This is a genomic window from Psychrobacter proteolyticus (assembly GCF_038155145.1).
Lineage (GTDB): Bacteria > Pseudomonadota > Gammaproteobacteria > Pseudomonadales > Moraxellaceae > Psychrobacter > Psychrobacter proteolyticus_B.
Genome location: NZ_JBAKAY010000004.1, coordinates 242,127 through 254,907 on the forward strand (window position 1 = coordinate 242,127; position 12,781 = coordinate 254,907).

Here is a 12,781-nt window from a genome sequence, read left to right on the forward strand (position 1 = left end):
GAAAAATACCAAAATAACTGGCTATTCACGCCAGTTATTTTTTGTCTGTTATACCGATATCTAGTCTGCAAATTTATACCAGTATCGTCTCTTCCGTTAAGGCGCTTTCTTTCGTCACTCGCAGCACTTCCTCCAATGTCGTCCGCCCTTCTATGACTTTACGCAAACCATCTGCACGAATCGATGGAGTCTGCTGGCGCGCATACTCTTCTAGCTCATACTCAGCCGTATTGCTATGAATCATACGGCGCAATGTATCGTCGATTGGCACGACTTCATATATAGCAGTACGTCCTTTAAACCCTGACTGATTACATTTATCGCAGCCAACTGGCTTGGGCAAACGAATCGACTCACTTGCTATATCTTCGGCATCACTTTTCAACCCTGACTCAATACCAATTTCGGTAAATAGTTTGGCTTGCTCAGTATCAGCAGCCTGCCAGCTTTGACAATGTGAACATAAGGTACGCACCAAACGCTGCGCTACTACGCCAATAAGCGACGACGACAACAGAAACGGCTCAACACCCATGTCCTGTAAGCGAGTAACCGCGCCAATAGCAGTGTTGGTATGCAGCGTTGATAGTACCAAATGCCCTGTCAAAGAGGCCTGTACGGCAATCTCAGCTGTCTCTAAATCACGTATTTCACCAACCATCACCACATCGGGATCTTGACGAAGCATTGCACGCAAACTTTTAGCAAATGTCATGTCTACTTTATTGTTGACCTGCGTCTGCCCGATACCATCAAGCTGAAACTCAATCGGATCTTCGGCGGTCAAAATGTTGCGGGTTTGATCATTTAAATCGGTCAATGCAGAATATAGAGTGGTAGTTTTACCCGAGCCAGTCGGCCCTGTCACTAAAATAATGCCATGCGGACGATGGATTAAGCGTTTTAGCTCAGTATAGTCATTATCAGACAACCCCAAATACGTCATATTCAAACGACCAGCTTGCTTGTCTAATAAACGCATCACCACTCGCTCACCAAAGCTTGATGGCAAAGTCGATACACGCACATCGACCTCTCGCCCTGCCAGTCTTAAACTGATACGACCATCTTGCGGCACTCGTTTTTCGGCGATGTCTAATTTAGCCATTACCTTAATACGCGAGACCAACAATGGAGCTAGCTGGCGTTTTGGTGTAATAATTTCTTTTAGCTCACCATCGACTCGGAAACGGACAACCAAACGCTTTTCAAAGGTCTCAATATGAATATCTGAGGCGCTTAAACGGATGGCTTCGGACAACAAGGCGTTGATCAGACGAATGATAGGCGCATCGTCTTGTTGATCCATCAAGTCTTCAGTTTCAGGGACGCTATCTGCCAAGCTATCGAGATCAGGATGGTCTTCAAGTCCAGCAGCAATGTGCTGCGACTCTCCTGTATTGCCAGCATAAGCTGCGTTCATACGTTTTTCAAAATCATCCGTGCTGACGCTTTCGTAAGTGGGTACACCGCGAATGCCTTGTTGCTGTAAAAACCGTACCGCTTCGTTGATTGCTGACAACGGAGTAGCTTTGGTGAGTACTAATGTTGGCGGTAATTCCGGATCTATCGCAAGTATGGCCAAAATCTGATGGCGTTTCGCAAAGCTGTATGGCAACTGCATCATAAATACGGCCCAATAAGTGAGGAGAAGATAAGAAGTACGCACGTCAAGACAGGGTTGATGCCTTGTCCTTAACAGTTCGAATCAAAAAAGACTGCCAGTAAGGTTGCATGAGTTTGTTATAATAGCATTTTGTTTTAGACGGGTATTATTTTATGTGACTGGCGCTTTATACCTATCGCCTAGCACATATTATTGCTATCAGAGTTAGCATATCATGCGATTTTTTGCTGACAGCTTGCCATTGTCTATTACACCTTTTAGATTGCTTAGATTACCCATCATATTTTGTCTGTCCCCTTCTCCCGCTCGATATTAGGATTTTCCGTTATGTCAGAGAACGTTAGCACTACTCATCCAACACCACTTTTACAAGATACCTTTACTGTCGGTAGCCGTACCTTTTCTTCGCGTCTGTTAGTCGGTACTGGCAAGTATAAAGACATGACAGAGACTGGAGAAGCCATTGCCGCTTCAGCAGCCGAAATCGTGACCGTCGCCATTCGCCGTGTCAATATTGGACAAAATAGTGATGAGCCTAACTTATTAGATGTGATTTCACCTGATAAATATACGATACTGCCGAATACTGCTGGCTGCTTTGACGCCGAAACAGCCATTCGCACTTGTAAGCTTGCTCGCGAGTTATTGGGTGGGCATAATTTGGTTAAGCTTGAGGTATTGGGGGATGAAAAAACCCTATACCCAAACGTTATGGAAACCTTAAAAGCCGCCAAAGTACTGATCGATGATGGTTTTGAAGTGATGGTTTATACGTCAGATGACCCTATCGTCGCACAAGAATTAGAAAGCATGGGCTGTGTCGCTATTATGCCGCTTGGCAGCTTGATTGGGTCTGGGCTTGGTCTACTCAATCGTCATACGCTTAGCTTGATAATCGAAAACGCCAAAGTACCCGTCTTGGTTGACGCTGGTGTCGGCACTGCGTCTGATGCTGCACTTGCAATGGAGCTTGGCTGTGATGGCGTACTGATGAACTCAGCCATTGCCAATGCACAAAACCCGGTAATGATGGCACACGCAATGAAACATGCTATGTGGGCAGGTCGCGCTGCGTTTTTGGCAGGTCGTATGCCAATGCGTAAGATGGCTACTGCCAGCTCACCACAAACTGGGTATTTCTTTCAATAAATTGAAGCATAAATGACATATCATAATAGAGCGTGTTGAGTATTTACGTATAGTGCTGTCAGTGCTATGGTTGACGGCTTAACACGCTCTATAAAATAATAAAAAATGTTATTTGATTGAATATCTACTTATTATAATTTTCACATAACACTTATCGTCATAAAAGGATTTATTATGCGACTTCTCACAGCAGTCGACCAGTTGTTTCTACTTCTTGAGTCGCGTAAACAGCCCATGCACGTTGGTGGACTGTTTGTATTTGAATTACCAGATAATGCAGATAGCGATTTTGTCTATCAATTGGTAAAACAAATGCAAGAGTCTGATGTGCCGCCCAGCTTTCCTTTTAATCAGGTACTTGAGCATTTAGCCTTTTGGAAAAAAGACAAAGACTTTGATGTTGAGCATCATTTGCATCATGTCGCGCTACCAAGTCCTGGACGCGTACGTGAACTATTGATGTACGTCTCAAGAGAACATGGACGTTTATTAGATCGCGCCATGCCGCTATGGGAATGTCACGTCATCGAAGGTATCCAGCCAGAAGTCGAGGGTGGACCTGAACGTTTTGCGTGGTATTTTAAGATTCATCACTCTTTGGTTGATGGCATTGCGGCGATGCGTTTGGTTCAAAAATCCTTATCTCAATCGCCAACCGAGCCAGTGACCCTTCCTGTCTGGTCGTTGATGGCGCGCCATCGCAACCAAGTAAACGCTATATTACCTGCCGAACGATCTATCAGGGGCATCATAAAAGAGCAGATATCTACTATCAAACCTGTATTTACAGAACTGCTAGACAATGTGAAAAACTATGGTGATGAAGGGTACGTTGGTACTTTTGACGCCCCGATGAGTATCTTGAATAAACGTATATCAGCTTCACGACGTATAGCCGCACAGTCTTATGATATAAAACGTTTTAACGTTATCGCCGAAAGGCTCAAAATTAGCAGAAACGATGTGGTACTGGCGGTCTGTGCAGGTGCTATTCGCCGTTATCTAATCTCAATGGATGCGCTACCGAGCAAACCGTTGATTGCGTTTGTACCGATGTCACTACGTACAGATAACAGTATCTCGGGCAACCAGCTGTCATTTGTATTGGCAAACTTGGGTACGCATTTGGACAATCCACTACGCAGGATAGAGCTTATTCATCGTAGTATGAATCATGGCAAACGTCGCTTTCGCCGCATGAACCAAGCACAGGTCATTAACTACAGTATCGTCTCATACGCGTGGCAAGGCATTAATTTGGCGACAGGATTATTTCCTAGAAAGCAGGCATTTAACCTAATTATTTCCAACGTACCTGGTTCTGACAAACCGCTGTACTGGAATGGCGCACGTCTGCAATCGTTGTACCCCGCTTCTATTGTCTTTAATGGTCAAGCGATGAATATCACCTTAGCCAGTTATTTAGATAAGATTGAATTTGGTATCACCGCTTGTAGCAAGGCGCTGCCTCGCGTACAAGATATGCTGATGCTGATAGAAGAAGAGTTGCAGCTGCTAGAAACTACCAGTAAAGAGTTAGCATTCAAAGGTATTACCGTCGAAGATAAAGCAGGCAATCAGGGTAATGATAAAACAAAAAAGCTGGCTCCATAATGGAACCAGCTTTTTTTCATTCATACTCAATCTAGATATTAACTATATCTAGGCGCTAAACGTTAATACCAACGAGGTTAACGTTTAGATTGCGTCACCCCAGATTGGTACAACTGTTTGCATCAATGGCTTAAGCAATTTCACATTACAAGCGAAGATAGAGCCTGATGTCATAGAGTTGTGCGCGCCAGTATGATCAACCACCACACCGCGTGCTTCAGTTACGATAAGCTCGCCTGCAGCGATGTCCCAAGGCTTGATAGACATCTCAAAATAACCGTCAAAACGACCAGCTGCAACATAGCACAAATCAAGCGCAGCTGAACCCATACGACGTACCTGACCACCTGCCTCGGATATCTTCTGTAAGCTCTCAAAGTGCTGTTTGGCATAAGAGATAACTTCGCCATTGCGCTTACGCTCAAGCGGATGACCGGTCGTAAAGAAACCGCCATCAATGGTTTTACGCTCGCTCACTTGCATGCGGCGATTGTTCAAGCGCGCGCCTTTACCGCGGCTCGCTGAGAACATCTCATCACGAACAGGATCATAGACCACACCGTGTTGGGTAACACCTTTATGCTGTACAGCGATAGATACGCAGAACTGCGGTACACCGTGGACAAAGTTCTTAGTGCCATCTAGTGGATCGATAATCCAGCACCAGTCAGCATCTTCGCCGCGGCCTTCTTGCATACCAAACTCTTCACCCAAAAATGAATGATTAGGATAGCTGGCTTTTAGCGTCTCAATAGTGAGCTCTTCGCTAAAGCGATCAATGCGGGTAACCAAACCATCAAGTCCTTTAGACTCGATATCTAACTCGATTTTGTGGCGGTTTTGATGCGCATATAAAATCTCTTTACCAACTTTTTCAGCAGTACGCGCTGCGATGACGACCATGGGTTCCATAAATAACCTATTTGCTTGATGAATGAATATAAAAAAATAAGACTAACTTTGTGCCCACAACATGCCAAACAGCCGCCGCATCACACCACATCTATGCGATTAAAAACGTGTCTCTTATAAACGAAAACTTATAAAAGACACCCGCATTATACTAAAATTGTTCGATAAAAACGAAAAAACCGTTACGCTGACCAAGCCAGTACTTTGGCGATCATCTAAACTGCGCAAGTTGTAAAAAAGTTAGCACCTGCGGCTAACAGGCGTTTGCTCTGTTTAAGGAGCTTATATCGGTTTTAATTAACACATTTTTAGCGCATTAACTTTATAAATAATATTGTAACGCTAGAAACATTGCTTACGATAAGAGCGTTTTAAGCTGTTTAGTCACGCCCTCGACATCTAAACCACAGTCGGCCAATTGCTCTGCTTGAGAGCCATGTGCAATAAAGCGATCAGGAATACCGATATTAGCAATAGCTGGACGACTTTGTTTAAAGGCAGCCGATTCATTAAGCAAATACTCATTCACTGCACTACCCGCGCCGCCCATAATCATGTGCTCTTCTAGGGTTGCTATATGAGTGACCCCTTGTGCTAATAACGTCTCAAGCATTGCTGTGTCTAGCGGTTTTACCCAGCGCATATTGACCACCTGTATCTGGCAATCTAACGCTACATCGCTATTTATTAAGCTTTCTGCTGCTTGCTGAGCAGTTGCAACCATCGTACCAAAGGCCAGTAGTGCCAATTTATAAGGTGCATCAGCTTTACCTAATACTGACTCGACAACTGCTTCGCCAACTTTATAGTTTTGGGCTGGCTGCTTAATATCAGCACCTGTGCCTGTACCACGCGGATAACGTACAGCCGTGCACCCTAAATATTCATAGCAAGTATTGAGCAAATGGTAGCATTCGTTCTCATCTTTTGGCGCTGCAATCACCATATTAGGCACACAACGCAAGAATCCAAAATCAAACACGCCAGCATGCGTGGCACCGTCTTCACCGACTAGGCCCGCTCGATCGATGGCAAACATAACATCGAGATTCTGTAAAGCCACGTCATGAATCAGCTGATCGTACCCACGCTGCAGGAACGTTGAATAAATTGCGACAATAGGTTTAACGCCTTGAGTTGCCATCCCAGCTGCTAGCGTGACAGCATGTTGCTCAGCAATGGCCACATCAAAGAAACGCTCTGGAAAATGACGAGCAAAGTCCGTCATCCCTGAACCTTCTTCCATGGCAGGGGTGACAGCTAGTAGCTTATCGTCTTCGGCTGCTTTATCACATAAGAACTGGCCAAACACTTGCGAATATTTTAACGCTGGCTTTGTACTTGGTTGTTTTTTTAGCTGCTCTATAGAGTCAGCTTTAGACGCTTCATGGTCATCATGATTTTCGACTGGCAATTTACTGATTGCATGATAGCCCACTGGGTCTAACTCTGCTGGTGCAAAGCCTTTACCCTTAGTAGTATAGATATGCACCAATACTGGACCTGATACTTGCTTTGCCAATGACAATACGCGCAGTAGCTCAGGAATATTATGCCCATCAAATGGACCAAAATAAGTAAAACCAATCGCTTTGAATAAGTTATCTTCTAGCTGCGGAACATCACGCATCTCTTTATGACGTTTGCGGCGATCGAACGCTTGCATATCAGGACGGTGGCAGAGTACTGGATCACCTGACTCAGAGATATCAACTTGATAACCTGATTCCCAAAGCATCGCTAAATGTCGTGAAAATCCGCCAATAGAGCAAGATATCGACATATCATTATCGTTTAGGATGACCAGTAAATCAGCATCTTGCTGTACTGCGTCATTCATGGCCTCAAATGCCATACCGCCTGTCATTGCACCATCGCCGATGATGCAAGCAACCGTTTGCTCGCGGCCTTGATAACGCAGTGCGAGGCTCATGCCCAGACCAGCTGAAATAGAAGTCGATGAATGCCCAACGCCAAATGTATCGTAGGCAGACTCTGCGCGCTCAGGAAACGCCGTCAGACCGTCTTTAGATCTGATAGTACCTAGCTGCTCACGGCGACCTGTCAGTACTTTATGAGCATAGGCTTGATGACCTACGTCCCAGACGATTTGGTCTTGCGGCGTATCTAATAAATAATGCAATACTATAGTCAGCTCAACCACGCCCAAATTAGCACCAAAATGCCCACCGCTCTGACCAGCTGAATACAATAGAAAAAGGCGCAACTCATCAGCCAACGTAATAAGCTTGGCAGCCGAAAGCGTGCTGAGGTCAGTGGGTGTATCAATTGCATCAAGCAATGGCGTATGAGGACGCACACGTGGAATCACAGTATAGGTCTGCTGTAAGCTCGATAGCTGAGCAGCAGAATCCAGCACTGATGTAGATAGGGACTGAGACTTTGGAGAATGAGGTGACTGCTGCATAAACCGTACGATACCTACCAATCTGCTGACAAGACGTGTCTTTAAAATATAGCGGTGACTATAATCAAAAGACGTCAATAATACCTACATCATTATTGATGTAATCGACCATATAATTATTCATGCAACTTTCGTATTTGTATAGCTGCGCTACTTACGACAGTAGACACGCTAGCACAATAGACTGCGCGTCAATACCAACGTTTTGATATCAAAATATTGATGCTTTCATACTATTGACGACTGAGGGGTGACATTATGCCCTATTATTTTGCATCAATAGCGGATGTTAGTGACGACATAGTAATGTAAGGGTAAAGACTTGTCACTGTATCCGTCAAAATAGTATGGCATAATAGCATTTTTTTTTAATTGTCGCTTTAATCATCGTGCGTCGTCTGTGAACTTTGTGTGTTTTTATAAAAAATACAATGAGCACGCTGTCTCTATGAACAGGTTATACTGGTATCATCTTAATTTTAACAGTAAAGTTTAGGTGACAGGCTCATCTCAACTAATAGTTATTTCGAAAACAGTAGTTATCTCGAACAGTAACCGGCTCTAACAGCGCTCGTTTCAAACAGCAATAACACACTTTTCACCGCCACGACTTTAGGCTTATGTAGGACAGCAATGTCATATCAATTTATCACTAGTGCCAAATTACCCACTCGTCACGGCGAGTTTGATATTCATATCTTTGAAAATAGCGAAGGTCAAGAGCATGTCATGCTGACCGTTGGTCTAACTGTGGTCAATCAACAGACAGACGATATCGCTAACCAACCTTTAGACGACATGATATTGAACCAAAAGGATGAATCGATAGCGAAGCAAATACCGCTCATTCGCATTCATTCTGAATGTCTGACAGGCGACGCGTTTAGCTCATTGAAATGTGACTGCGGTCCGCAGCTCAACACTGCCATGCAAGCCATCCAAGAGTCAGGTTGCGGTGCGATTTTGTATTTGCGTCAAGAAGGCCGCGGTATTGGTTTGACCAATAAGATTCGTGCGTATGCCCTCCAAGATCAAGGGCATGATACGTTGGATGCCAATCTCATGTTAGGCTTGCCTGCTGATGCGCGTATCTATGATATGTGTGGTCCGATGCTTGCCCATGTCGGTGTTGACGCTGTCAGGCTCATCACCAATAATCCAAACAAAGTCGCTTATCTGACTGAGCATGGTATTGATGTTATCGAACGAGTGCCATTGTTGGTCGGTGTCAATGATATGAATGCGGAATATCTAGCAACCAAACGTGATCGCATGGGCCACTTGTTTGATAAAAATATCAATCTTGATATAGATGCTTCTCTCGATACAGACCTTAATACCGCCATACACCTGAATAAATAGATATTTTATGAGTATTACAAATACAAATAACGAAACAGACTTATCAACGGTGGCGTCCGTGACGACGCCAACCAATAACGACATCATGCGAGTGCGTGAATTTTTGGTTGATTTACAAACACGTATCTGTGAATCGCTAGAAGCACAAGAGCGTGACGGCAGCACTAACGACAACGAGTATGCGACCTTTGTACCTGATGACTGGGAACGTCCTGAAGGTGGCGGTGGTCGGTCGTGCGTATTGGCAGATGGCGAGGTCATCGAAAAAGCGGGCGTCATGTTTAGCCATATTCATGTACATAACCTACCCGCCTCGGCGACCGCGCGTCACCCTAATATCGCTGGGCGTAAAGCTCAAGCAATGGGCGTGTCTCTGGTTGTCCATCCCAGAAATCCAAACGTGCCTACGAGCCATGCCAATGTGCGCTTATTCGTAGCAGAAGCGGAAGGTGAAGCACCTATTTGGTGGTTTGGCGGTGGTTTTGACTTAACGCCATTCTACCCAGTACTCGCTGATTGTGTACACTGGCATCAAGTCTGTCATGATCTATGTGCGCCTTTTGGAGACAATATCTACGCTGATTTTAAACAGTGGTGTGATGAGTATTTCCATCTACGCCATCGTGATGAGCAGCGCGGTATTGGTGGTCTGTTTTATGATGATGTCAGTACCGAGAGTCGCGGCTGGGACTTTGAGACTTGCTTTAATTTTATGAAAGCCGTGGGCAACGGTTATCTTGACGGTATCATGCCGATTTTTGAACAGCGTAAAAATACGCCTTATACTGAAGCGCAGCGCGAGTTTCAGCTCTATCGCCGTGGCCGCTACGTCGAATACAATCTGGTCTACGATCGTGGAACGCTATTTGGGCTACAGAGTAATGGACGTATCGAATCCATCCTAGTCAGTATGCCACCGCTTGCCAGCTGGCATTATCGCTTTGAGCCTGCTGAAGGAACACCTGAATTTGAGTTGACCGATTATTATCTAAAACCGCGTGATTGGTTAGCACTGTAGTTTTCGTAAATATTGCAATACTCATATTTTTGGAAAACCTTAAAAAGGTCAGCTACTATTCGCTGGCCTTTTTTATTGTCAGTACTATCCAAACGAGCTACTCTCACGTCGTTATCGTACAGAAATATGTTGTTTAACTACCATGTAATCACCGCAACCAACTATAAGTAGCCATAACCAAGTTAAGGTATGCTTATTTAAAATATTACGAGGATATAACAACTATATAATTCCCAACGCGCAGATAACCGTTACAATAGAAGGCGTTCTTTATTAGCAACTGTGCTCAAAAGAATTTTAGGCAGTATTTTGTATAACTATATTTTACGACAAAGCGAGCGTTTGTAATCGCGCTTACTATTAGCCAAGTTTAAAGGAGTAAGTCATATGGCACAGGTTCATACCAACAAATCTTTCAAATCTCTGTTTAGCGTTACTTTGATGGCGGCTGCACTGGGTCTAACGGCCTGTAGCACCTCAACAGGATCTAACCCTGACGTGCAAGCGCGTCAAGACACCATGAAAAACTGGGGCGATGCAATGGGCGTCATGGGTGATATGGCAAAAGCACCTGACACATTTGATGCCGATGTATTTAAAGAGCAAGCAGCGTTCTTGGCAGAAGATGCCGCCAAGCCTTGGAGTCATTTTGAAGACCCAGAAGCAGTAGGCAATGCTACTGAAGCAGTTTGGTCTAATGCTGATGGCTTCAGTGCTGAAGCTGAAAACTTTCAAAAGGTTACTGCTGAGCTAAACGCCGCCGCTCAAAACGCCACTAGCATGGACGATGTTAAACCTGCCTTTGGACAAGTTGGTGCAAGCTGTAAATCATGCCATACCGACTTTAGAGCAAAAGACGAATAAGTCTCTATATTGATAGCAAGTAGACACGTATAAAAAAACCGCCATATCAATTAATGTGGCGGTTTTTTAGTTTACTAAACATTGTAGAAATCAAAGTTTTAACACTAAATGAATATTTCACCGAGCGTACTACTCTGCCACTGTTTTATTCACGTCCATAACGTCTTGCTGCTCGTTCATTTTATTAACGATTGCACTTACTGAAGGGTCACTCAAATCGATCGTACGTATTGGGAATGGAATGTTTACGCCCGCTGCATCCAACGAGTTTTTGATACCTACAATTACTTGATGAATCGAGGCAACCTTATTGGCTTGCGTACCATCTTCGATAAACCAGCGTACCATTAGATCAATGGACGAACCACCAAAACCAGTAGCAATCACGCTTGGCGTTGCTTTCTTTGAGACGCTCTCTATCTTATCTAATGCTTTTATAATCTCAGCTTTGGCAGCTTCGATATCATCTTCATAACCGATACCAACTGCGACTTGCAGACGGCGCTGCTTATAAGCGGTATTAACGGTCAATGCTGAAGTATAAAGATCTGAATTTGGAATCACCACTTGCCTGCCATCATAAGTTCTGATGGTGGTTGCACGGATTTTGATATCTTCGACTGTTCCTTCATAGTCGCCTGAAACAATCTGATCACCGATACGAAACGGCTCTGAAATCAGGAGCAAAATACCAGAAAGCAAGTTTTGAAAGATATCTTTAAAAGCAAAACCGATAGCAACGGAACCAATACCGAGCGCGCCAATCAACTTAGCAGGAGTGAACCCCGGCACCGCAATAACCATCGCTATCATAAAACCAATAAAGAAAATAAGCGCCCCGCCTACCCGCTGAAACACTTTGACTAAGTTCTGATGCCGACTACGACTGCCTAATAATTTGTGAACGATTTTTTTGAAGACAATCGATAAGAACCAAAAAATTAGGATAACGATAATTGATGCGACAAAGTATGGGATGCGTTCAACAAAGCCAACCCATATCTCATTTGCCGAACCAAGGATGCTTTGATACGTTAATCCATCCGTTGTCGTAGACTGCGCAGCTGTCTCAGCACTCAGTGTCGTTTCTGCCTCAGAGGTAGGCATCTGGGTGATACTCCTTTATTCTATTTATTTCTATTAGCGCACTTATCTTAATAGGTGCTGTCGTTCTTACACTTAGCCCATCAAATCGGCCTGAACGATTTCGATCCAGTAGCCGTCTACATCTTTGATAAAAGCAATGTTTTTCATGCTGCCATCTTCTGGACGCTTTTTGAATTCGACGTTGTTTTTATCGAACCAAGCAACCGCTTCATCCAAACTTGGAACGCTAAAACAAATATGACCAAAACCTTGTGGATCTTGATTGCCATCATGATAGCTAAAATCAGCTTTTGCCTCGGTACCATAGTTATGTGTCAACTCTAAAATACCACGCTGGCGGAAAGCAAAAATTTCTAGATCATCGCCAGTTGGCAAGTTTTCGCGCTCGCTTTCGGTCAACTTAGCCAAGAAATATAAATCGAATCCCATGTCAGGAAACTTCTTAACGGCAAGCAAGGTCATGCCCAAGACACCAGTGTAAAACGCTAGCGATTTAACAGGATCTTTGACACGTAGCATAGTGTGGTTAAAAGTAAAACCGGTCGTCTGTGATGAGATTGGCTGAACGCCATTCGTGCTAACACTGCTAGCAGGCTGATCTATTGCGTCGTTATTGTTGTTAGATGAAGTAGACATAGTTATCCTAATATAATTCAAAAAATAAAGGCAAAAACACGCAAATTACGATTGTCATAATTTG

10 protein-coding genes are annotated in these 12,781 nt (G+C 44.0%); 5 read left to right on the plus strand and 5 right to left on the minus strand.

Annotation, left to right across the window (positions count from 1 at the left end; all coding sequences use genetic code 11):
• Positions 1–73: 73 nt before the first annotated feature.
• Positions 74–1,627: a type II secretion system ATPase GspE gene (gspE, locus tag V6252_RS06935; protein ID WP_341609858.1), complete on the minus strand. Its 1,554-nt coding sequence runs from the start codon at positions 1,625–1,627 to the stop codon at positions 74–76.
• A gap of 327 nt (positions 1,628–1,954) precedes the next feature.
• On the opposite strand from gspE, the gene V6252_RS06940 reads away from it, so the two are divergent.
• Both V6252_RS06940 and V6252_RS06945 read left to right on the plus strand, forming a co-directional pair.
• On the plus strand, positions 1,955–2,776 hold the full coding sequence (locus V6252_RS06940; protein WP_101205496.1) for a thiazole synthase: 822 nt from the start codon (positions 1,955–1,957) through the stop codon (positions 2,774–2,776).
• A gap of 174 nt (positions 2,777–2,950) precedes the next feature.
• On the plus strand, positions 2,951–4,390 hold the full coding sequence (locus V6252_RS06945; protein WP_341609859.1) for a wax ester/triacylglycerol synthase family O-acyltransferase: 1,440 nt from the start codon (positions 2,951–2,953) through the stop codon (positions 4,388–4,390).
• Between the two features lie 84 nt (positions 4,391–4,474).
• Here the strand turns inward: V6252_RS06945 and V6252_RS06950 are convergent, their stop codons facing one another.
• Positions 4,475–5,302, minus strand: a complete 828-nt coding sequence (locus V6252_RS06950) for an inositol monophosphatase family protein (RefSeq protein ID WP_057758174.1) — start codon at positions 5,300–5,302, stop codon at positions 4,475–4,477.
• A gap of 355 nt (positions 5,303–5,657) precedes the next feature.
• Complete coding sequence (gene dxs / locus V6252_RS06955) at positions 5,658–7,730, minus strand: 1-deoxy-D-xylulose-5-phosphate synthase (RefSeq protein ID WP_341609860.1); 2,073 nt, start codon at positions 7,728–7,730, stop codon at positions 5,658–5,660.
• A 633-nt stretch (positions 7,731–8,363) separates the two neighbouring features.
• Here dxs and ribA point away from each other — a divergent pair.
• The 3 genes from ribA (at position 8,364) to V6252_RS06970 (ending at position 10,974) form a co-directional block, all read left to right on the plus strand.
• Positions 8,364–9,092, plus strand: coding sequence for a GTP cyclohydrolase II (ribA, locus tag V6252_RS06960; protein WP_341609861.1), 729 nt, complete (start codon positions 8,364–8,366; stop codon positions 9,090–9,092).
• 7 nt (positions 9,093–9,099) lie between these two features.
• Positions 9,100–10,110 (plus strand): oxygen-dependent coproporphyrinogen oxidase, encoded by a 1,011-nt coding sequence (gene hemF / locus V6252_RS06965; protein WP_425355864.1) that lies wholly within the window; start codon positions 9,100–9,102, stop codon positions 10,108–10,110.
• 387 nt (positions 10,111–10,497) lie between these two features.
• On the plus strand, positions 10,498–10,974 hold the full coding sequence (locus V6252_RS06970; RefSeq protein WP_057758167.1) for a c-type cytochrome: 477 nt from the start codon (positions 10,498–10,500) through the stop codon (positions 10,972–10,974).
• Positions 10,975–11,103: 129 nt separating this feature from the next.
• On the opposite strand, the gene V6252_RS06975 is transcribed toward V6252_RS06970, so the two are convergent.
• Together V6252_RS06975 and gloA are read right to left on the minus strand one after the other, a co-directional pair.
• Positions 11,104–12,081 carry a mechanosensitive ion channel family protein gene (locus tag V6252_RS06975; protein ID WP_341609862.1) on the minus strand — a complete coding sequence of 326 codons (978 nt, stop codon included), beginning with the start codon at positions 12,079–12,081 and terminating at the stop codon, positions 11,104–11,106.
• 72 nt (positions 12,082–12,153) lie between these two features.
• Positions 12,154–12,717 carry a lactoylglutathione lyase gene (gene gloA / locus V6252_RS06980; RefSeq protein WP_341609863.1) on the minus strand — a complete coding sequence of 188 codons (564 nt, stop codon included), beginning with the start codon at positions 12,715–12,717 and terminating at the stop codon, positions 12,154–12,156.
• Between the last annotated feature and the right edge of the window lie 64 nt (positions 12,718–12,781).